Genomic DNA, 20289 nt, shown 5'->3' on the forward strand with positions numbered 1-20289 from the left:
CACGGCGCCCCGCACCACGGGAGCGCCGTGCCGCGCTCCCCCCTACCCAAAAACCCTCTCCGACAATGGAGTCGCCCCATGATGCTCGCCGCAGCCCCACCACCGGCCGAGACGCCACCCCACACCGGTGGACTCCTCCTGCTCGTCGACGGCACCGCCGGTCTGCTGACCGTCGCCGTCCTCGGCATCGCACTCCTCCTCTTCCTGATCATCAAGGTGAGACTGCAGCCGTTCGTCGCGCTGCTCGCCGTCTCCATAGCCGTCGGCCTGGGCGCCGGTCTCTCCGTCACCGAACTCTTCGGCACGGTCCAGAAGTCCGCCGCCGTCTCCGTCGTCGAATCCGGCATGGGCGGCATCCTCGGCCATGTCGCGATCATCATCGGCCTCGGCACGATGCTCGGGGCGATCCTCGAAGTCTCCGGCGGGGCCGAGGTGTTGAGCGCCCGCCTGCTGAACCTCTTCGGTGAGCGGCGCGCCCCGCTCGCCATGGGCCTGACCGGCCTCGTCTTCGGCATCCCGGTCTTCTTCGACGTCGGCATCTTCGTCCTCGCGCCGATCGTCTACGCCGCCGCCAAACGCTCCGGCAAGTCGATCCTGCTGTACGCGATGCCGCTGCTGGCGGGTCTGTCGATGACCCACGCCTTCCTGCCGCCGCACCCGGGCCCGGTCGCCGCCGCCGGGCTCTTCCACGTCTCGCTCGGCTGGGTCATCCTGATGGGCGCCGTCGTCGGCATCCCGTCCGTGCTGGCGGCCTGGGGCTACGCCGCCTGGATCGGCAAGCGGATCTTCGTCGACGTCCCGCAGGACATGGTCGACGCCGCCGAGGAGGCCCGAGCCGCGGTCGTCGCCGAACAGCGGGCCGCCGGGGTCACCCCGCGGGAGGAGCCGGTCGCACTCGCCACCGTACTGACGATCATCGGCACCCCGCTGGTGCTGATCCTCGCCGCGACGTTCTCCTCCATCGCGCTGGACCCCTCCACCCTCCGCTCCGTCGTCGAGTTCTTCGGCAACCCCTTCGTCGCGCTGACGATCGCGCTGCTGCTCGCGTACTACCTGCTGGGCATCCGCCGCGGCTGGTCCCGCAAGTCCCTCGAATCGGTGTCCACCTCGTCCCTCAAGCCGGTCGGCAACATCCTGCTGGTCGTCGGCGCGGGCGGTGTCTTCGGAGCCGTGCTGAAGGGCAGCGGCATCGCGGACGCGCTCGCCGACACCTTCAACGACGTCGGCCTGCCGGTCATCCTGCTCGCCTGGCTGATCTCCGTGGTCCTGCGGGTCGCCCAGGGCTCGGCGACGGTTGCGATCGTCACCACCGCGGGCATCGTCGTCCCCCTGGTCGAGGGCCAGGACCTGTCGCAGGCGCATCTCGCCCTGATCATCATGGCGATCTCGGCCGGCTCGATCTTCGCCTCGCACGTCAACGACGGCGGCTTCTGGATGGTGTCGAAGTACTTCGGCATCTCCGAACGCGACACCCTGAAGTCCTGGACCGTCCTGGAGACGGTCCTGTCGGTGGCGGGATTCGCGGTGGCGGCGCTGCTGAGCCTGGTGATCTAGCCCCCACGTGCAGCAGCGCCGCCGGGGGAGCGGCGGCGCTGCTGGTCACTGATGCCGGCCGGTGCTCACGGCCCGGTGCACGGGAGAGTGGATCAGGCCGTTACGGCAGGCCGTGCACGTGCGGGGCCACCGCGTTCGACCAGGCGTTGCCCGACTTGGCGTCCCAATTGGTCGACCAGGTCATCGCGCCGCGCAGACCCGGGTAGGTCTTGGAGGGCTTGAAGGTGCCGCAGTTGGTGCCGGAGGCCAGGCAGTCCAGGGCCGCGTTCACGACCGAGGGGGCCACGTAGCCGCTGCCCGCGCCGCTGGTGGAGGCGGGGAGGCCGAGACCGACCTGCGAGGGGTCGAGGCCGCCCTCCAGCTGGATGCAGGCGAGCGCGGTGAGGAAGTCCACCGAACCCTGCGAGTAGACCTTGCCGTCGCAGCCGAGCATCGAACCGCTGTTGTAGTACTGCATGTTGACGACGGTCAGGATGTCCTTGATGTTGAGCGCCGTCTTGAAGTACTCACCCGCGGTGGACTGCATGTCGATGGTCTGCGGGGCCATCGTGATGACGAGGCCGGAGCCCGCCTTCTGCGAGAGCGAGCGCAGCGCCTTCGTCATGTAGGTGGAGTTGAGCCCGTTCTCCAGGTCGATGTCGACGCCGTTGAAGCCGTACTCCTGGATGAGCGAGTGGACGGAGTCGGCGAAGTTGGTGGCGGAGGCGTCGCTGTTGACCGCGACGGACCCCTTCTCGCCGCCGACCGAGATGATGACGTTCTTCCCGGCCGCCTGCTTCGCCTTGATGTCGGCCTTGAACTGGTCGACGGTGTAGCCGTTCAGGCCCGCCGTGTCCAGATTGAAGGTGACGGCACCCGGCGTGGTCGTGGCGTCGGCGAAGGAGACCGCGATGATGTCGTAGTTCGCCGGTACGTCGCTGAGCTTCTGCACGGTCGCGCCGTTGTTGAAGTTCTGCCAGTAGCCGGTCACCGCGTGCTTGGGCACCGAGGTGCCCGGGTTGGGGTTGCCGCCGCCGTCCTTGGCCGTACGGCCGCTGACCGTGGCGGACTTGACGGACTCTCCGGCCGCGTTGGTGGCGGTGACCGCGAACTGGTAGGCCGTGTCGGCGGTCAGACCCGTGATCGTGGCGGAGGTGCCGGTGGACGTGGTGGCCTTCGACCCGTCCTTGTAGACGGTGTAGCCGGTCGCGCCGGACACCGCGTTCCAGGACAGGGACACGGAGGAGGACGTGGTCGCGCCGACCGCGAGTCCGGCGGGCGCGCCGGGGATCTCGGGCGTGGGGTCGGTGCCGCCGCCCCCGTCGGGGCCGCTGACCGAGATGTCGTCCGCGTAGTAGGCGGCCTGCCCGTACCAGCCGTGCGTGTACACCGTGACCGAGGTGGTGCTCGGCCCGGTCCTGAAGCTGGTGGTGAGCTGGGTCCAGCCGCTGGAGCCGGGGGACCAGGTCGACACGTCGGTGGTCCCGGTGCCGCTCGCGCCGAGGTACGCGTATCCGCCCTGCACCCAGGAGCTGAGCGTGTACGTCGAGTCGGGCTTCACGGCCACGGTCTGGGTGCACTTCGCGTTGTCCTGGCCGGCCGGGGTGGCCTTGAGGGCGGCGGTGCCGCTGTGCACGGGGGAGGAGACGGTGGTGCCGCTGCCACCGGAACAGGTCCAGTTGGCGAGCCCCGACTCGAAGCCGGCGTTCTTGGCGACGTTGACGTCGGCGGCCTGGGCGCTGCCGACGAGTCCGGTGGCGGTGAGCGCACCGGCCGCGAGGACGGCCATGGCGCCGCCGAGGAGTGGCCGGGTACGGCGACTGCGGGCTCTGTGGCCGCTGGCGGGGGAAGATTCCACTTTGCTGCCTCCGTGGGGGAGTTGGGGGCCGTGCGGGACACCTCGGGGCGAGCCGGCGGGGTCGACCGGCGTACCGGGGCTGTCCGGGGAGCGACACGGGGATGACGGGGGAGTGGACGTGAACGACGGTGGCCACCGCTGGCCGATAAACTGGTCCAGACCAATCAAGTTGTCAAGACCTCTGGCGGTGAAAGCCGTGACCGAGGCCCTCCGTCGGCCGCTCGCCGACGGCCCCGTCGGTCACCCGCGCTCCGCCCCCCAGGGGTTCCGGAACCGCCGTGAACAGCGAATGAATTGACGTTTTGTTGACCTCCTGCGTCCCCGTGCGGGTGACATGGTCCAGATGCCCTCACAGTGACGACCCGGTCCTCGCCGGGGCGTCGTGCGGGAGGGGGCACGTCCGGGCTGACGTGCGAAGACGAATTCCGGACCGCAGGTAATCAGAAGATGGATTCGTAACACTCCGCAGTGGTACAGGAGTTAACGATTTTCGATTTGATCCGTTTTAGCACCGGGGTGCGGCCCCGCTGTCCCGCAGCTGTTGTCGTACTGGCCTCCGAAAAGTGTTCTCTGCCAGGTAGGACGTGGATAAAGTGCTGAAGCAGAACCGCGGAGCAGGAGCGATTGCGGCCTACGTCATGACCGGCGTTTGGCCGGAGCCGAAACGGGGAACAGCGTGCCGACCGCAATAGCAGTGACCAGTGCTGATTTGGTACTACCTCCGACCGACCAGCAGACACCGACGGCTGCCCTGCTGCAGGCTCCCGACGCCCAGGCTCTGGAGATGGCCATCGGTGACATGCACGTGCTGCTCGAACAGCACGGCTACGTCGTCGCCGTCTACCCGACCGGCATCGCGCCCGCGCACGAGCGCCGGCTCCACTCCGTGCGCTCCGTCCTGGAGAGCGACCGCATCGCGCTGCTCAAGGTGGACCTCCCCCCCTTGGGTGTCGCCGTACTCGTGCGGCAGCTGCGCCAGTTGTCCATCTGTGACTTCAGCCCTGGAGTGGTCGCCTCCGCCGCCCGGCTGCTGTCCCACTACATCCACGCGGGCGCCCTGCTGAACTCCGTCACCAAGTTCGACCGGGTACCGGTCGACCTCAGGACACACGCCAAGTCCTGGGTGCCGGGCTCGCAGTTCGCCGTGGTCGCCGGGCCCGAACCGCAGCTCGTCAAGGTCGGCCCGAAGGCGGACCCACCGACCGGCCCGGAATTCGCCACCCATCTGCTGACCGCCAAGGGGCAGTCGCAGTCCGAGTGGGTGAAGCAGACCCTCGCGCCCGCGTGGCAGGTCCAGTCCATTCACGAGGCTGCGCTCCCCTCCGCTTCCCCCGCATGGTGGGGAACCGGGAAACTGGTGGAATTCGCCGCCTATCTGCCAGACATCTCCGTCCTGTACCAATTGGTGGCCTCCGTGCGTCGCGAGAACTGCCACTGGTGCGGAATGGAACTCATCGGTGATCGCTGCGGGTTCTGCTCCTCCCCGCTACCCGCGGCCGAGAACCGAATGCACTCCGCCGGTGTCCTCAGCCAGGGAGCGCTCGCACCACCCCAGTCCTAGCGCTTCCGCTTTCCTCCGTAGACGCCCTCCTGTCCGCTGCCCCACGCATACGATTCGAACGAGGTTGTCCGGCCCATGAACTCCCGCCAGCGCCGCGGCGTGATACTCCTGCTTCTGTCGGTTCTGTGCGCCTTCGGCGCCTTCGCCGGCGTGCTCTCGGTGATCAGCGACGTCAACACCAAGGTCGGGCCCGAAGTCTCGGCCTACCAGCTGAAGTCCGACGTGGCGCCCTACACCGGCCTGTCGCCCGCGCAGTTCGAGAAGATCTCGATGCCCAAGCGCTGGCTCTCCACCAACGCGGTGACCGACCTTTCCGAGGTGAGCGGCAAGATCGCCGTCACCCAGCTGCGCAAGGGCTCCCTGCTCCAGTCCGACATGATGCAGAAGCGCCCCTCGCTGCAGCCCGGGGAACAGGAGATCGCCATCATGATCGACGCCGCCACCGGCGTCGCGGGCAAGATCACCCCCGGTGCCACGGTCAACATCTACGCCACCTTCGCCGGTGAGCGCGACGGCGACCCCTCCCAGTCGAAGGTCATCGTCTCCAACGCCAAGGTGCTGGACGTCGGCAAGCTGACCGCTCTGGAACCGAACCGCGACGGCAAGTCCAACATGGGCACCGAGGCCGTCCCGATCACCTTCGCGCTCAACACGCTCGACACCCAGCGCATCGCCTACGCCGAGTCCTTCGCGGAGCACGTACGCCTCGCGCTCCTGGCCTCCGGCAGCGACAGCACGATCCGTCCGGGCGACCGCACCTACACGCTCGACAAGGACAAGTGAGGATCGCATGACCACCAGGATCCTCCCGGCCGTCGGTGACGTCGACGCGGCCAGATCCGTCAGCACCCTGCTCAGCCAGCTCCCCGACGCGGAACCGGCCACACCGGTCGCCGACTCGACCCAGCTCATCGACACGCTCGCCCGGCTCGCGGGCGAGTCGCTCGACGAACTGCCCGAGGTCGTGCTGGTCCACGAGCGGATCGGCCCGGTGCCGGCACTGGAACTGATCCGGGAGGTCTCCCTGCGCTTCCCCGCCATCGGGGTCGTGCTGATCACCGCCGACGTCACCCCCGGCCTGTTCTCGAACGCCATGGAGTCGGGGGCGCGAGGCGTCGTCACCCTGCCCCTGAGCTACGAGGAACTGGCCAACCGGGTCCAGTCCGCAGCCCAGTGGTCGGTCGGCGTCCGCCGCCACCTGAGCACCGGGGCCGATGTCTTCACCGGCCCCGGCGGTACGGTCATCACCGTCAGCGGCGCCAAGGGCGGTGTCGGAGCCACCGTCACCGCCGTGCAACTCGCCCTGGCGGCACAGGCGTCCGGGCGCTCCGTCGCCCTGGTCGACCTGGACCTCCAGGCCGGCGACATCGGCTCGTACCTCGATGTGCAGTTCCGGCGCTCCATCGTCGACCTGTCGTCGATCACCGACATCTCGCCGCGCGTCCTCTCCGACGCCGTGTTCAGCCACGGCACCGGCCTTGCGCTGCTCCTGGCCCCCAGTGAGGGCGAGAGCGCCGAGGAGGTCAGCGACCGTTCGGCCCGGCAGATCGTCAGCGCCCTGCGTTCGCGCTACGAGGTCGTGGTGATCGACTGCGGCAGTCAGCTGCAGGGAGCGAGCGCCGCGGCCATCGAGATGGCCGACACGGCGCTGCTGGTCACCACGCCCGACGTGATCGCGGTGCGCGGTGCCAAGCGACTCGTACGGATGTGGGACCGGCTCCAGATCCGCAAGGCGGAGGAGACGGTCACCGTCGTCAACCGCTTCATCCGCAACACCGAGATCCAGCCGCAGCTGATCGAGAAGATCACCGGCACCAGCACGGCCAACACCGCGATTCCGGCGAACTTCAAGGAACTCCAGGCCGTCGTCGACGCCGGCCGGCTGCACGAACTCGACTCCAAGAGCACGGTCAAACAGGCCCTCTGGGCCCTTGCGGGGGAGCTCGGCATCGTCAAGGTTCCTGAGAAGGAGAAGAACGGCGCGAAGACCGGCGCGAAGGCCGGTGCGAAGTTCAAGAACGACCGAGGCTCGATCGGGCGCCCGCGCGTCGGCAGACGCGACGGCGGCTCCCGGAACCGGGCGACGACCTAGGGGGCAAGTTGACCGATGGCACTTACCGATACGACAGACATGGAGATACGGGGAAGGCGCTACGGTGACGCCGCCCCGGGCCGGGGTGGGATGCGCGTCCGTCTCTTCGGCCGGGGACGCGACCGCGGCCAGACCGCGATCGAGTTCCTGGGCGTCACACCGCTGATCATCCTGCTGGCGGTCGCGCTCTGGCAGTGCGCGCTGATCGGTTACACGTTCTCCCTGGCGGGGAACTCGGCGGACCAGGCGGCGCACAAGGGCGCCATCGCGCAGAGCATGCGAGGACAGGCGTGCCGGGACGCGGCCGAGGAGGACCTGCCGAAGGTCTGGCGGGAGTCGATGAAGCGGACGAAGTGCGAAAGCTCGGGCGCGCTGTACAAGGCCACAGTGAAGCTCCGGGTGCCGGTACTGGTTCCCGGAGTGCTCAACTGGCCGATGACCATCGAGGGCAACGCCGCGTCGCCGCTGGAGGCCGAGCGATGAGCATGCGCGCACACACACCGGGCCGGAGGACCACCGAAGCCCGCCGGGACCGTGGTCAAGTCGCCATCGAGTACATGGGCTTCATCCCGCTGCTGCTCCTGGTGGGCCTCTTCGCGATTCAGCTGGGCGTCGCCGCGTACGCCGCCAACCAGGCGGGCACCGGTGCCCGCGCGGCCGCGCGTACCGCCACCCAGGACATGTCGCGCGGGGATTCCGAGCGGGCGGGGCGCGACGCGATGAGCGACTGGCTCGGCAGCTACAAGAACTCGAAGTTCAGGCGCCATGGCGGGTCCGGTGAAGTGACGTACACCACTCGCGTGAGGATCCCCTCCGTCGTGCCCGGAATCGACGACTGGGGTTGGGCCAGCCGCAGTTCCACCATGCCGCGAGGGTGAGCCGGGCCCGCATTGCACAACCGGAGCACCACTAGCAAGTCCGAGCGAGGAGTTACGCAATGAGTCTGCGGGCACGCATGACCGCCCCCGAGAAGAACGGCGGGGCGCGGGAGGACAGCCACATGGTGGCCACCTACCGCGCCAAGCTGCTCGAAGAGATCGACCTGGCCGAGATGTCCTCGCTCGCCGCCGCAGACCGGCGAGCGCGGCTGGAGCGCGTGCTCAGCCACATCATCAGCCGCGAAGGACCGGTCCTCTCGACCGTCGAACGCACCCAGCTGATCCGCCGGGTCGTCGACGAGGCCCTCGGGCTCGGCATTCTGGAACCGCTCCTCGAAGACGCGTCCATCACCGAAATCATGGTGAACGGGCCGGACCAGATCTTCGTCGAGCGCAGGGGCAAGGTCGAGCAGCTCCCGATGCGTTTCAGTTCGCACGAACAACTGATGCAGACGATCGAACGCATCGTGTCGACGGTCAACCGCCGCGTCGACGAGTCCAACCCCATGGTCGACGCGCGTCTACCCAGTGGTGAGCGTGTCAACGTCATCATCCCGCCGTTGTCGCTGACCGGTGCGACCCTCACCATCCGAAGGTTCCCGAGGGCCTTCACACTCCAGGAAATGATCAACGTCGGGTCGCTCGACGAGCAGATGCTGATTCTGCTGTCCGGGCTCGTCCAGGCGAAGCTCAATGTGATCGTTTCCGGAGCCACCGGTACCGGGAAAACGACACTTCTCAACGCGCTCTCCGGCCTGATCCCCGACAGCGAGCGCATCGTCACCATCGAGGACTCCGCCGAGCTCCAGCTCCAACAGAGCCACGTCATCCGGCTGGAGTCCCGGCCGGCGAACGTCGAGGGGAAGGGTCAGATCACCATCCGTGACCTGGTCCGCAACTCTCTGCGTATGCGGCCCGACCGCATCGTTGTCGGTGAGGTCCGTGGAGGTGAATCGCTCGACATGCTCCAGGCGATGTCGACCGGTCACGACGGCTCGCTCGCCACGGTCCACGCCAACAACGCCGAGGACGCGCTCATGCGTCTGCAGACCCTGGCCTCGATGTCCGAGATCGAGATCCCGTTCGAGGCGCTGCACGACCAGATCAACAGCGCCGTCGACGTCATCGTCCAGCTCACCCGTCACGCCGACGGTTCCCGCAAGATCACCGAGATCGCCGTCCTCGACTCGCACGGCAGGGACCCCTACCGCATCGTGTCCGTTGCCCGGTTCGACGCCCAGCCCATGGACGCCGAAGGACGGATCAACGGCGAGTTCAAGTACCTCCCGATCCCGCGCAAGATCGCCGAGCGCCTCTACATGGCCAGCCAGCCCATTCCGCAGGCCTTCGGGGTTGCCGATTCCGCCGAACAGCTCGCCACCCGAGAGGCCAACTAGGTACCGTGCCATGACCAATCTCCCTCTTCTCACCATCGGCGTCACGTTGCTCGCCGGTGTCACCGGCGTCGCGGGTCTGCACGCCTACAGCGGTGGCAAGGCCGACCGGGACGCCTTGGTGGACCGGCTCTCGCACACCGGACACGTACCGGAGGCGGGCCGTCGTCGCCGGTTCCGGGCACTGGACAGCCGACTGCGGAAGACCGGCCTGGGCCGGAAGCTCGAACTGAAACTGGCCGCCACCGGCCTCGACATCACGCCGGGCGAGTTCTTCGTCTACGCCGTCGTCGCCATGACGGGGCTCTGGATGATCGCTTCGTCCCTGCTCGCCAGCTTCTTCGGCCCGGTCGCCGCGCTCATCGGCCTCTGGGGCACCAACGCCTTCCTGAACTGGCAGCGGACCAAACGCACCGAGCACTTCATCAACCAGCTCCCCGAGCTCGCGCGCATCCTCGCCAATGCCACGCAGGCCGGCCTCGCGCTGCGCACCTCCATCGGCATGGCGGCGGACGAGATGGAGGACCCGGCGGGAGAGGAACTGGCCAGGGTGTCCCGCCGCCTCGCCGTCGGCGAGCCCCTCGAAGACGCGATGAGCGAGCTGACGGACCGGCTGCCGTCCCGTGAACTCGTCGTCCTCGTCACCACCCTCGTCCTGTCCAACCGGGCCGGCGGTACGGTCGTCAGCTCGCTGCGCAACCTCACCGAGACGCTGGAGGAGCGCAAGGAAACCCGACGCGAGGTCAAGACCCAGCTCTCCCAGGTGACCGTCACGGCCTATGCCGTTCCCGCTTTCGGCCTGGGCGCCATGCTCCTGATGAACGCGGTCATGCCCGGCGCCCTCGACCGTATGACCGGCGCGCTCATCGGCCAGGTCGCGGTGATCGTCTCCCTTGCCCTGTACGCGGTCGGATTCATCGTGATCCGCCGCCTCTCCAAGATCGACGTCTGAAGGGCGGTGCACACATGGATCTGCTGCTGGCAGGTGTCATAGGTATCGCGGTCTTCGGAGCCATCGCGGGTATCCGCATGTACCGCGCCGATGCGAAGCTCCCCGGTGACCTCGCGATCGCGCTGGAAGTCGGTTCGACCCGTACCAGTGCGGTCGGCTCCGGCATCGACCGTCTCGGTATGCGCTGGGCTCCCATGGTGCTGCGCATGATGGGTCCCAAGTCGGTCAACAAGAAGCGCCGGCAGATCGACATGGCCGGTAACCCGGGCGGTCTGACCATCGACCGCTACGCCGCCCGCCGCGCCGTCTACGGCGGCCTCGGCGCGCTCGGCGCCTTCTCGATGATCATCCGGGGGCAGATCTTCCTCTCCCTGATACTGATCGCCTTCGGACTGTTCTGGGTCGAGGTCGGTATCTGGTCCGCGGTCCGCGTCCGTCGGGACCACATCGACCGGACCCTTCCCGACTTCCTCGATGTGCTCGCCGTCGTGGTCTCCGCCGGCCTCGGCTTCCGGCAGGCCCTGGCGAGGGTCGCCGACAAGTACGAGGGACCGTGGGCCGACGAGCTGCGCATCACCCTGCGCCAGATGGACATGGGCGTCAGCCGCCGCGAGGCGTTCGAGCAGCTGCGCAAGCGCAATGACTCGGAGCAGGTCGCGATGTTCGTGACCACGCTCCAGCAGGGCGAGGAACTCGGTGCGCCGATCGTCGAGACCCTGATCCAGATCGCCAACGACATGCGGCGCACGGATGCCCAGAACGCCCGCCGGAAGGCGGCCAGGGCTGTTCCCAAGGCGACGTTCGCGGTCACCACGTTCCTTCTCCCGGGAACGCTCGTGATGCTGACGGTCGGCTTCGTCTACGGGGTCAACGTCGACTTCAGCACCCTCATGGGCGGATGACGTGAACGAGGCGGACGGTGGGCAGAACCGCCGAGGGGAGGTGAGAGGCTCATGTCGTTCCAGCTCGGCAGCATCCAGACCGGACTGAATGCGCAGGTACGCCAGGCGATTGCCGATCCCGGCTCACGCCCGGCGTTCGCGATCCAGCTCAACGCGCTGCAGGCGATGTGCCGCCAGGTCTTCGGCTTCCGGCTCGCCATGATCGCCGTAGCCACACCGTTCGCCATCGATCACACTGCCGCGGGTCTCGCCACATGGCTGATCGGCTCGGCCATCCTCGTCACCTTCATGGGCAGCTACGTCCTGTTCCGTGACTGGGAGCGCTTCGGACCGGTTCTGCTGCGTCACCCCTGGCTGCTCGGCATAGACGCCTTCTTCGGTGCCCTGCTGCTGATCACTGCCTCACCGGAATCCACACTCGCCTACGTCACCGTGTGTACCCCGATGCTGGCCGGGCTGGTTCAGGGCTGGCGGGGCGCCGCGATCTTCGCGGCCCTCCAGACCGCGATCGTCCTCGGTGTGTACGGGACCGATCCGAGGCTGGAAGCCGCCAATGCGACGGCGTTCCTCCTGCCGGGCTTCTGCGTGATAGCGGGAGCGGTCGGGGTCACGTTGCGCAACCTCCTGCTCCGCTTCGGTTCCGCCAGTCAGGCTCTCACCGAGACCAAGGCGCGGCTCGCCGTCAGTGAGGCGGTGGAGGGCGAACGCGCCCGTCTCGCGCGGGAGATGCACGACTCGGTGGCCAAGACCCTGCACGGGCTGGCACTGGCGGCCGACGGCCTGGCGGTCTCCTCCGACCGGATGGACCCGCTCACCGTCAAGCACCAGGCGGAATTGGTCGCCCGTGCCGCCCGTCGTGCCGCTGCCGAGTCCCGTGAACTGCTCTCCGACCTGCGCCGCGAGTCCGGGCTGGACGGAGGTGTGGACGTGACAAGCGAACTCCGTGCCCGAGCAGATGACTTCACCCGACGACACGAGCTCACCGCCACCTTCCGACTCCTCGATGACGTCCCGATCCCACCCGTCCCACAGGTGGTCGCCCGCCAGCTGCTCACCATCGCCTCCGAAGCGATGGAGAACGCCCACCGTCACGCACAACCCACCTACCTCGTCGTACTCGCGGGAGTGAAGGGCGACGTCCTGCGCGTCAGCGTGTACGACGACGGGCGCGGCCTGCCCCCGGGCACGACGCTCGACGACCTCCGGCGCGCCGGCCACTTCGGCCTGGTCGGAATGGTCGAGCGTGCCGCGTCCATCGGCGCCCGAATCCGTATCGGAAAGGGCAAGGCGACCAAGGGCACCGAGGTTCGCCTGGAACTCCCGATCGCAGCTCTGCTCGCCACTGCCGGCGCGGAGCAGTCCGACTGAACCGCTCCGTTTTCACCCTCACCCCCCCCCATAGACACTTGAGAGGAGGTCGCAGATGCCGGACGACGTCTCCCGCGCGTCAGGCCAGAACTGGGCCGCACAGCACCACGCGTCCCAGCACACGTCCTCGCACGTCACCCCGCTCACCTCGGAGACCGGCTCTTCCGCGTTCCCCGTCCAAGCTCCCGTCCCCCAGCAGCCCGCGGCATCCGAGTCCCTGCCCCCCTTCCCGGAGGCGCCGAGTCAACCGGTTCCCGGCGCTCTGAGGGTCGTCGTCGCCGACGACAACCCGGTGGTCAGGGCCGGCCTCGGCGTCCTGCTCTCCGGCCGTGACGACATCGAAGTCGTCGCGGAGGCCGCAGACGGCCGCCAGGCCTACGACATGGCCGTCCGACACCGTCCGGACGTGGTCCTGCTCGACGTCCGGATGCCTGGTGTGGACGGCATCTCCGCGCTGCCGCACCTCGTTCAGATCGCGCCCGTGATGATGCTGACCTACAGCCGCGAGAACGAGATCGTCCACGAGGCGCTGCGTCTGGGCGCGAGCGGCTATCTGGTCCACGGCGAGTTCACGGCCGACCAGCTGGTGCAGGCCGTACGCGACACGAAGGACGGCCGGGCCCACTTCACCGCCACCGCGGCGAACGCTCTGCTCGCCCACATGCGCCAGGGCCCCGGACCACAGTCGCGACCGCTTCCGGAGGGGCTCGGAACGGCGCTGACCACAGGCGTTCCCTACCAGGGGTCCGGGCATGACGGCCACGCCCCGAGTTCCGTTCAGCAACACGGTGCGCCTGCACACGCGCCCAAGCCAGAACCTTCGCCACCTGCGCCGCGACCCGTCCGTACACCGCAGGGTCTTTCGCACATGCAACCAGTTGTGGCACAGTCTTCCATGACCGGGGAACCGGGCACAAAGCTCAACAGGCAGCAGTACGGGCTGAGTTCACGGGAGGTGGAGGTCATGGAGCTGATCGCGTCCGGCATGAGCAATCAGCAGATCGCCGCCACCTGCTTCATCAGCGAGAAGACGGTCAAGAACCACATCAACCGCATCTTCACCAAGCTGCACAGCGCGAGCCGCAGTGAGGCCATCGCCCGCTGGCTCGGCACGGCCCCCACGGCGGGACCAGGGGTGCGCGGGGCCGGTGGTCATCGTGGCTGAGCGGCAGAACACCGATGCGGTGCTGCGTGCGGGGCGTGGGGCCCTGCATGTACGAGCGGGACAGGCCCAACTGACCCTTTGGGCCCGGGAATGGGCCCTGGGACCCTCCGGCGGGCAGGGCGTGCCGCCGTATGTTTCTCATGTCGCCAGCGGCACCGGCCAGGAGGAAGCCGGTTCCGCGGGCGGCACCCAAGAAACTTGCGAGTCGGCTGGCTACCGGCCGGCCGAACCCGGAGGGGAACATCATGTCGAATATCACCCTGAAGACCGCCGTTCGCATCAACGGCTGGGCCAACACCACCGTCAGCGCCATCCAGAAGCGCTACGAGGCCAAGGACCGCGGCCAGACGGCGTTCGAGTACCTGGGCATCATCCTGGTGGTCGTGGCGATCATCGGCGCGATCGCGGCCTCGGGTATCGGTGGCTCGATCTCGAGCAAGATCTCCGACCTGGTGTCGCAGATCAAGGCCGGCTAATGACCGCGAAGCTTCGCGGCGAGGCAGGGCAGGCTTTCCCCATCTACGTTGTGATGGTGGCGGGCCTGCTCTTCCTCGCGTTTGCCTTCTTTACCGTCGGCAAGGCCGCGGCCTTGCGCAATGGAGCCCAGGGGGCGGCAGATGCCGCCGCACTGGCTGCTGCCCAGCAGTCCCGTGAGCAGTTCGAGGGTCCGTTCCTCGCTTCGCTTCCCGAGAGAATGTTGGACATGTTCCTGCAGGGGCACGCCGTCACCGGGTGCCCTGCGGCTCATGCGCTCGCCGCAGAGAACGAGGCGAAGGTCAACTACTGCCGTCCGTCGCCCGGAGGTGAGCGGGACGAGATCAGTGTCGGGGTCAAGACCCTCAAGCCTGTGGGTGCGTCCGTGGTTCCCGGCATGAAGCGCACGTTTGCCAACGGGCACGCCACTGCCGTCATCGAGTGGCGTTGCCCCAGGTGGCGGTCCGTGGACTTCAACGATGACTCCATCGAGGACGTGTACTTCTTCTCGTGCAGGGGAGGGGAGATGCTCGAAATCAAGCCGGGCAGCCCTCCTCCCTGGTCTCAGGTGAGCAAGATCCTCTTTGACGTGCACCTGGTCGACAGTTGACAGCGAACGACGAGTAAAGGAATCAGAAGCGATGAGCATTCGGCGCTCCACGAAGTCCCGAAGGGCAGTGGCAGCCGTCTCGATGGCGGCGGCACTGGCCTTGGCCGTCACCGGTTGCGGTACCGATGACGGAGGAAAGTCGAAGGACACCGGCTCGCCGTCCTCCCCCGCGTCCTCGCAGCCCTCGGACGAGGACAAGGGAGCGAAGCAGGAGGACACCGCGGCCGGGGAGAACGTGGACCCGAATGTGAAGCTCGCCGAAGTACGGGGCGACAAGGGGATGCTGCTGGTCGTCAACCAGGTGAAGCGGGACGCCGGTGGCTTCGTCACGGTGCAGGGCGAGTTGAAGAACCAGGGTGACGCCACCGTCAACCCGTCCGCCTGGGCCGGAAACGAAAGCGTCATCGTCAGCAAGAACCTCAACTCCGTCGGTGGTGCGACGCTCGTGGACAAGGCGGGCAAGAAGCGCTACTACATCCTCCGTGACACGGACGGCCGCTGCCTCTGCACCACCGGGATGTCAGCGGTCCAGCCGGGCAAGACGGTTCCCGTGTTCATGCAGTTCCCGGCACCGCCCAGCACAACGACCGAGGTCGACTTCAACCTGCCGACGTTTGCCACCACGTCGCTGAAGATCTCCGGGTGACGGACGACATGACCTACATGCGTATGAGGCGTCGACCAATTCACCTGGCGAGCATGGCCGTCGCGACAGTCGCGCTGATGGCCGGCACGTCGGTCATCGGGGTATCGACGGCCCTGGCGGATGACGGACCGAGCGTGCCGCCGGGTACGGAATCGTCCGAGAAGCCGCCGGTCGCCGTGGACGGAAACGACCCCGACCTCAAAATGGTTGAGGGGGCCACACTCGCTCCGGCCAAGGTCCTGGACATCATCCAGGTGATCGAGGACGAGGGCGGCCAGGAGCGCCGGGAGGACAGCAACGCGAACATCAAGTTCGCGCTCCAGGCCGAGGTCCTGTTCGGCAAGGACAGCGCAAAGCTGAGCTCGGCAGCCAACGCGCGCATCGCTGCCATCGCGACCGAGATCAAGAAGCAGAACGCCACCAAGGTGCGCGTCTTCGGCTTCACCGACAATCTCGGTTCCTCGGCACACGGCGATGTCCTGTCCAAGCAGCGCGCCAACTCGGTGCAGTCGGTGCTGGTCAAGCAGCTGGGATCGAACGTCACCTTCGATATCCGTGGATACGGCGAGCAGTACCCGATCGCCGACAACAGCACGGAAGAGGGCCGCAAGAAGAACCGCCGGGTGGAGGTCTCCTTCCCGCGTGGTGGATCTTCCTGAGGTCCCACACCGCACACAACAGGGGCCCGGTACCGCGTGCACGTCGCGGTACCGGGCTCCTGTTGTCGCTAAAGCAGGTGGTCGGCCTTGCCGGCCTTGATGTCGCGGATCATCTGCTGAAGCGCCTCGCGGCTGTCGGTGAGGTAACGATCCTCCTCGCCCCGGATGGCGATGAATCCGTTGCCTTCGGTGTCTGTGCCGAGCCTGAAGCAGTTGTTTCCTTCGCCGCAGTAAGGCTCTTCCCAATGGATGTCGGACATGGCGAACTTCCTTAGAGTTGGCTGGAGATCGCGTGAATGAAGTCCCTGGACGCGGCAGTGGACAGTGAGGCGTCCTCCATCCAGTCCAGGTGTGCGCGGTATTTCGTCAGTTGAGCGTCGGCATGCATGAACTCGGGGCCGTGAGCCGAATCGAGCTGCACGGTGTCGAGTTGGGGCACGACGCCATGGGCGTAGAGGAGCGCGTGTCCGGCGCCGGGGAACGCGCCCCGATCAACTGGAACGATCCGCACCTCGATGTGCTCACGCTCTGACATCTCGCAGAGATGGGCCAGCTGCGCCCGCGTGACGTCGCGGCCGCCGAACTGCATCCGCAGGGCGGCCTCGTGGACGTAACCCACGTAGTCGATGGGCGATTCCCGGTCGAGTACCTGTTGCCTCTCCATCCGGTGCGCAACGCGCAACTCGATCTCCAGACGGGACAGCTCGGGCAGCACGGCGCCGAACACCGAGCGGGCGTATGCGTCGGTATGGAGCAGGCCGGGAAGATGGACGGTCTGCGCTGTGCGGATGCGAGTCGCGTGCCATTCGAGCTCGGCGATGTCCAGCAGGCCCGGTGGCAGCGTGCCCCTGTACTGCTCCCACCATCCACGTTCCCGCTGCTCGGCCATCTCCGCGAGTGCGTCGGCGTATTGAGGGTCGGCGCAGGCGTAGTTGCAGGCCAGGGTGCGGACGCGCGAGGGCGTGATCGGGCGGACACCGACCTCCATGTTGGAGATCTTCGTGCGATCGATGCCCAGCAGACCTGCCGCGTAGACGGTGCTCGCCTCGGCTGCGACGCGCATCTTGCGCAGTTCGGCGCCGAGTCGTTTCTGGCGCTCTGTCGGAGTGGAACTGCTCGGCATGGGCCCTCTCTTCCACGGACTGTGGACACAGTCTGCCGCCGCAGTGGGCGCCCAGTCCAATGAGAGAGAGGCAATTGCCTCCATTCTCGCGGCATCAGTGCCAACGTTGCGCTACGTTAGGTGACGCACCGCTCACGCAGCGACGAGCCGGAAGTGCATCGCGCGGTCCTGCCCGCAACCTCCTGCCCTGGGAGGGGCAGTCCCGTGCCGGGGAGACAGGCCACTGCTCGTCCGCAACGCAACCGTGTGAGCCATCCGTGCGCACCCACGCGAAAGAGAGACGTCGCCAACTCGTCACCCGTATCAGGGGAGTCAGTCATGCACTCATCGCCACTCACCGCGCTCTGCCCGGCCGCCACCGAGGTGTGTACGCCGGTCCCGTATCCGCACCCCGACACCCGGCAGTACCCCCAGCCCTGTCTGCGCTCCAAGGGGCGCTCCGTGCGCGGCCTCGCGCTGAGTTTCACCCTGCCCGGCGACGTCCGCAGCTCGTTCATCGGCCGTACGGTGATCGCTGCCGCCCTGGACGCGCACGGGCTCTCCCCGCACGTCTGGCCCGCCACGCACGCGGCGGCCGAACTCATCGCTGTCACCGCCAGGATGAGCCCGCACAAGGATCTCTACGTATCCCTGCGCCACCGCGACGACGCGCTCCGTCTCCTCGTCTGGGACCAGCATCCCCGCCATCGCGAGCCGGGCACCGCCACGCTCTGTGAGACGCGGCGTCGGCGGGCGCTCTGGTTGCTGGCGGCTGTTGTCGACGACTGGGGAGGGGAGTGGGGTGTCTGTGACGCGAGCCTGCCCCGTGGGGGCATCAAGGCCTGGGTCTCGCTGCCCAGGTGACGGACGCCGCTGCGGGCGCGCGCGTGCGCGACATCTGGGCCCCGAGCTTCTGTTAATTGTTCGCGTTCGCGTGTCCTGGTTCTGAAATCCCTTGGTGAGTAAGGGAAAAGCTGTCTAGGATCGTTCCCGATCGCAATGTGTGATGCGGATGTCGGGGGCGGACATGGTGGTACTGATGGGTGCGGCCGCTGTCTGGGGCGTGTTGCAGGTGTTCGCGGTGGCGTGGCCGACCCGTTCAGTGCGGCTGTCGACAGTGCTGCTGGCGCTCGCGGTCGGGGTGTACGGGTGCGGTGTGGCCACGGCCTTGATCCAACTCGCTTACACCCGCGCGTACGCGAGTGAGTCGGGACGGCCCCTGGGGGACGTTGTCGGTTCCACCGGCTACACGGTGGCGCCCTGGGTGGAGGAGATCGTCAAGGTGAGCCCGCTGTTGCTCGCGGGCCTCCTTTCCAAGGTGCGCAGGCAATGGGGGCTGACCGACTTCGTGGTGCTGGGCGCGGCGTTGGGTGCCGGGTTCGGGCTGCTGGAGTCGGTGCTGCGGTTCGGTATGGACGCGGACAGAGCCATAGCGCGACCGGAGGGCGGCTGGATCATCCCGGACAGCTTGTTCCCTCCGTATGTTCCCGGTCCGGTGCAGGTGCTGACCGCATGGGTTCCCGCGCCTTTCGGTGAGTCGAGCATGGCCGTCCCGCCGGCGGCCGAGACGTTCACGCACCTCGTGTGGACGGCCATGGCCGGGCTGGGAGTCGGGCTGTTCTGGCGTGCGCGGGGGTGGGTCCGCCTGGTGGGTGCGGTGCCGTGGGCAGCCGCGACCGTGCACCACACCGTGAACAACTACGCCGCCGAGAAGCCGGGCGAGCGGGCCACGCAATGGCTGGCGGAGCTGGACGCGACGGCGTGGCTCGCCCCATTGGTGTGCCTGGCTCTCGCCATGGCCCTCGATCTACGTCAGCTGCGCCGCGGGAGGCGCACCGTACCGCGCGTCTTGCTGTCCTCCGAGCGTATGGACGGCGACAGGGCCGGTGCGCTGGTGCGCTATGCGGCGTGGTGCTTGCCGTGGAGCCTGGTGACAGTGCTGCGCTTCGTCCGGCTGCGCCGCTCCCTGCTGTATGCCGTGGCAGTGGCTCCGCCCGGCAGCTCCGATTCCCTGTATCGGGCGCTTGTCCGGACAGCGAACCGAATGGATATGACGGACCGGCAGGACGTCTGGCGCAGAGATGAGTTACGCAGCCGGCTCAAGGTGGCCCGAGCACATGTCTCCCGCCGGAGGTGGCTGTTTCTCCTGGCGTGCGTGCTGATGCTTCCGTCGGTTCTCTTCCTCGGTGTCGGCACATTCACCTCCACCGCCGCACTTCAGGGCTTCTTCACCGCTGCGGGCGGCTCAAGAATCCTGATGGGCTTCGGTGCGGCTGCCTTGATCTGGATCGCATGGCAGGTGACCGCCTTGCTCCGCACCTGGCGGGCATCGTCGAACCAGCTTGCGGGCGAGGTGCTCGCCGTTCACCGCTTTCGCCTGGGCGTCGCGTCGGGAGCGGCGGTCGCCGGCGGGCTCCTGCTGTATCGCGGGCTCGGAGCCGCGGGCCCGGAAGGCAGGGCAATCCCCACCCTCCACCTGCTGGACGCGCTCGACACGTTCCTCGTCCTTCTCGGTTTCGCTCTCCTCCTGTTCTCCCTCCTCGCTCTCTTTCCACCGGGCGGACTGGCTCTCGCCGGTGGTGGAGCGGTGGGAGCGCTGACGGCCGAGGCACTTCTCGATGCCGCTCTCCTCGGCACCGCCGGCCTCGTCCTCATGACGGCCGCGGGTGCCGATGGGGCGGGCGACGGGGTGAGCGGGGGAGAGTCGTCGGCCGGCGCGGGGAAGAACTCGACGGACCCTGCGACCTCGGATGCCGTGGGGTCGGCGCGCGAACGGAAGGTGGCCGAGCTGACGCAGGGGAGGATCCCGTCCGGCGAGCCGGGCAAACCCGGACTGAGAATCACCAAACCCGGTGCGGGAACATCTGATGTGGACGTCATCGGCGGGGACGGTTCGTATATTGCGGTGGGCGGACCGGCGAAAGCGAGGAACCTGGCCAGATTCGGAGAGAAGTGCCACATTCTTAAATACGCGGCGGAGCAGCAGGGGGTCCGGGCCCAGGTCTATCTGGAGGAAGGGACCCCGGAGGCTGCACTGAATCTGGCGAGAAGAATTCTCGGTGATGGCAATGTCCACACCTTTGTGAGGTGAGCTC

At 67.7% G+C, this 20289-nt stretch carries 20 protein-coding genes; 17 read left to right on the forward strand and 3 right to left on the reverse strand.

Annotation, left to right across the window (positions count from 1 at the left end; all coding sequences use genetic code 11):
* Positions 1-78: 78 nt before the first annotated feature.
* Positions 79-1554 (forward strand): GntP family permease, encoded by a 1476-nt coding sequence (locus ACIRP2_RS10585; RefSeq protein ID WP_404248511.1) that lies wholly within the window; start codon positions 79-81, stop codon positions 1552-1554.
* A gap of 100 nt (positions 1555-1654) precedes the next feature.
* On the opposite strand, the gene ACIRP2_RS10590 is transcribed toward ACIRP2_RS10585, so the two are convergent.
* Positions 1655-3322 carry a chitinase gene (locus ACIRP2_RS10590; protein WP_404249450.1) on the reverse strand — a complete coding sequence of 556 codons (1668 nt, stop codon included), beginning with the start codon at positions 3320-3322 and terminating at the stop codon, positions 1655-1657.
* Between the two features lie 763 nt (positions 3323-4085).
* Here ACIRP2_RS10590 and ACIRP2_RS10595 point away from each other — a divergent pair.
* The 14 genes from ACIRP2_RS10595 to ACIRP2_RS10660 all read left to right on the forward strand — a co-directional run bounded on the left by ACIRP2_RS10595 (position 4086) and on the right by ACIRP2_RS10660 (position 16092).
* Positions 4086-4952: a hypothetical protein gene (locus ACIRP2_RS10595; RefSeq protein WP_404248513.1), complete on the forward strand. Its 867-nt coding sequence runs from the start codon at positions 4086-4088 to the stop codon at positions 4950-4952.
* A 75-nt stretch (positions 4953-5027) separates the two neighbouring features.
* On the forward strand, positions 5028-5735 hold the full coding sequence (gene cpaB / locus ACIRP2_RS10600) for a Flp pilus assembly protein CpaB (RefSeq protein WP_404248515.1): 708 nt from the start codon (positions 5028-5030) through the stop codon (positions 5733-5735).
* A gap of 7 nt (positions 5736-5742) precedes the next feature.
* Entirely contained in the window at positions 5743-7044 is a 1302-nt protein-coding gene (locus ACIRP2_RS10605; RefSeq protein WP_404248517.1) for a CpaE family protein, read from the forward strand.
* 39 nt (positions 7045-7083) lie between these two features.
* Complete coding sequence (locus ACIRP2_RS10610; RefSeq protein WP_404248519.1) at positions 7084-7527, forward strand: TadE family protein; 444 nt, start codon at positions 7084-7086, stop codon at positions 7525-7527.
* Positions 7524-7922 (forward strand): TadE family protein, encoded by a 399-nt coding sequence (locus tag ACIRP2_RS10615; protein ID WP_404248521.1) that lies wholly within the window; start codon positions 7524-7526, stop codon positions 7920-7922. The genes ACIRP2_RS10610 and ACIRP2_RS10615 overlap by 4 nt, the downstream gene beginning before the upstream one ends.
* Positions 7923-7981: 59 nt before the next feature.
* Positions 7982-9319: a CpaF family protein gene (locus ACIRP2_RS10620; protein ID WP_351080315.1), complete on the forward strand. Its 1338-nt coding sequence runs from the start codon at positions 7982-7984 to the stop codon at positions 9317-9319.
* Positions 9320-9329: 10 nt separating this feature from the next.
* On the forward strand, positions 9330-10268 hold the full coding sequence (locus ACIRP2_RS10625) for a type II secretion system F family protein (protein ID WP_404248523.1): 939 nt from the start codon (positions 9330-9332) through the stop codon (positions 10266-10268).
* A 14-nt stretch (positions 10269-10282) separates the two neighbouring features.
* Positions 10283-11170: a DUF5936 domain-containing protein gene (locus ACIRP2_RS10630; protein ID WP_404248525.1), complete on the forward strand. Its 888-nt coding sequence runs from the start codon at positions 10283-10285 to the stop codon at positions 11168-11170.
* Positions 11171-11221: 51 nt separating this feature from the next.
* Entirely contained in the window at positions 11222-12538 is a 1317-nt protein-coding gene (locus ACIRP2_RS10635; RefSeq protein ID WP_404248527.1) for a sensor histidine kinase, read from the forward strand.
* A 55-nt stretch (positions 12539-12593) separates the two neighbouring features.
* Positions 12594-13703, forward strand: coding sequence for a response regulator (locus ACIRP2_RS10640; RefSeq protein WP_404248529.1), 1110 nt, complete (start codon positions 12594-12596; stop codon positions 13701-13703).
* A 245-nt stretch (positions 13704-13948) separates the two neighbouring features.
* Positions 13949-14179 (forward strand): hypothetical protein, encoded by a 231-nt coding sequence (locus ACIRP2_RS10645; protein WP_329818171.1) that lies wholly within the window; start codon positions 13949-13951, stop codon positions 14177-14179.
* On the forward strand, positions 14179-14787 hold the full coding sequence (locus tag ACIRP2_RS10650; RefSeq protein ID WP_404248531.1) for a pilus assembly protein TadG-related protein: 609 nt from the start codon (positions 14179-14181) through the stop codon (positions 14785-14787). The genes ACIRP2_RS10645 and ACIRP2_RS10650 overlap by 1 nt, the downstream gene beginning before the upstream one ends.
* Before the next feature lie 31 nt (positions 14788-14818).
* A complete protein-coding gene (locus ACIRP2_RS10655; protein WP_404248533.1) occupies positions 14819-15433 on the forward strand; it encodes a hypothetical protein in 615 nt (204 codons plus the stop codon).
* 53 nt (positions 15434-15486) lie between these two features.
* A complete protein-coding gene (locus ACIRP2_RS10660; protein WP_404248535.1) occupies positions 15487-16092 on the forward strand; it encodes an OmpA family protein in 606 nt (201 codons plus the stop codon).
* Positions 16093-16160: 68 nt separating this feature from the next.
* Here ACIRP2_RS10660 and ACIRP2_RS10665 read toward each other — a convergent pair whose 3' ends face one another.
* Both ACIRP2_RS10665 and ACIRP2_RS10670 read right to left on the reverse strand, forming a co-directional pair.
* A complete protein-coding gene (locus ACIRP2_RS10665; RefSeq protein ID WP_351080300.1) occupies positions 16161-16352 on the reverse strand; it encodes a hypothetical protein in 192 nt (63 codons plus the stop codon).
* Positions 16353-16363: 11 nt separating this feature from the next.
* Entirely contained in the window at positions 16364-17215 is an 852-nt protein-coding gene (locus tag ACIRP2_RS10670; protein ID WP_404248537.1) for a helix-turn-helix domain-containing protein, read from the reverse strand.
* A 318-nt stretch (positions 17216-17533) separates the two neighbouring features.
* Here ACIRP2_RS10670 and ACIRP2_RS10675 point away from each other — a divergent pair, with 318 nt between their 5' ends.
* Both ACIRP2_RS10675 and ACIRP2_RS10680 read left to right on the forward strand, forming a co-directional pair.
* The gene (locus ACIRP2_RS10675; protein WP_404248539.1) at positions 17534-18058 is read left to right on the forward strand and encodes an ATP-binding protein; all 525 of its coding nucleotides are present in this window, start codon (positions 17534-17536) and stop codon (positions 18056-18058) included.
* A gap of 400 nt (positions 18059-18458) precedes the next feature.
* Positions 18459-20285 (forward strand): hypothetical protein, encoded by a 1827-nt coding sequence (locus ACIRP2_RS10680; RefSeq protein WP_404248541.1) that lies wholly within the window; start codon positions 18459-18461, stop codon positions 20283-20285.
* Positions 20286-20289: the final 4 nt, after the last annotated feature.

The organism is Streptomyces sp. NPDC101194, from assembly GCF_044767885.1.
Taxonomy (GTDB): Bacteria; Actinomycetota; Actinomycetes; order Streptomycetales; family Streptomycetaceae; genus Streptomyces.

Bases quoted from the DNA above. Each gene is read 5' to 3' on its own strand.
- ACIRP2_RS10650 (WP_404248531.1), top strand. From the start codon at position 14,179: ATGACCGCGAAGCTTCGCGGCGAGGCAGGGCAGGCTTTCCCCATCTAC.
- ACIRP2_RS10640 (WP_404248529.1), top strand. From the start codon at position 12,594: ATGCCGGACGACGTCTCCCGCGCGTCAGGCCAGAACTGGGCCGCACAG.
- cpaB (WP_404248515.1), top strand. From the start codon at position 5,028: ATGAACTCCCGCCAGCGCCGCGGCGTGATACTCCTGCTTCTGTCGGTT.
- ACIRP2_RS10585 (WP_404248511.1), top strand. From the start codon at position 79: ATGATGCTCGCCGCAGCCCCACCACCGGCCGAGACGCCACCCCACACC.
- ACIRP2_RS10620 (WP_351080315.1), top strand. From the start codon at position 7,982: ATGAGTCTGCGGGCACGCATGACCGCCCCCGAGAAGAACGGCGGGGCG.
- ACIRP2_RS10625 (WP_404248523.1), top strand. From the start codon at position 9,330: ATGACCAATCTCCCTCTTCTCACCATCGGCGTCACGTTGCTCGCCGGT.
- ACIRP2_RS10660 (WP_404248535.1), top strand. From the start codon at position 15,487: ATGGCCGTCGCGACAGTCGCGCTGATGGCCGGCACGTCGGTCATCGGG.
- ACIRP2_RS10610 (WP_404248519.1), top strand. From the start codon at position 7,084: ATGGAGATACGGGGAAGGCGCTACGGTGACGCCGCCCCGGGCCGGGGT.
- ACIRP2_RS10630 (WP_404248525.1), top strand. From the start codon at position 10,283: ATGGATCTGCTGCTGGCAGGTGTCATAGGTATCGCGGTCTTCGGAGCC.
- ACIRP2_RS10635 (WP_404248527.1), top strand. From the start codon at position 11,222: ATGTCGTTCCAGCTCGGCAGCATCCAGACCGGACTGAATGCGCAGGTA.
- ACIRP2_RS10615 (WP_404248521.1), top strand. From the start codon at position 7,524: ATGAGCATGCGCGCACACACACCGGGCCGGAGGACCACCGAAGCCCGC.
- ACIRP2_RS10645 (WP_329818171.1), top strand. From the start codon at position 13,949: ATGTCGAATATCACCCTGAAGACCGCCGTTCGCATCAACGGCTGGGCC.
- ACIRP2_RS10605 (WP_404248517.1), top strand. From the start codon at position 5,743: ATGACCACCAGGATCCTCCCGGCCGTCGGTGACGTCGACGCGGCCAGA.
- ACIRP2_RS10655 (WP_404248533.1), top strand. From the start codon at position 14,819: ATGAGCATTCGGCGCTCCACGAAGTCCCGAAGGGCAGTGGCAGCCGTC.
- ACIRP2_RS10665 (WP_351080300.1), bottom strand. From the start codon at position 16,352: ATGTCCGACATCCATTGGGAAGAGCCTTACTGCGGCGAAGGAAACAAC.
- ACIRP2_RS10675 (WP_404248539.1), top strand. From the start codon at position 17,534: ATGCACTCATCGCCACTCACCGCGCTCTGCCCGGCCGCCACCGAGGTG.
- ACIRP2_RS10670 (WP_404248537.1), bottom strand. From the start codon at position 17,215: ATGCCGAGCAGTTCCACTCCGACAGAGCGCCAGAAACGACTCGGCGCC.
- ACIRP2_RS10590 (WP_404249450.1), bottom strand. From the start codon at position 3,322: ATGGCCGTCCTCGCGGCCGGTGCGCTCACCGCCACCGGACTCGTCGGC.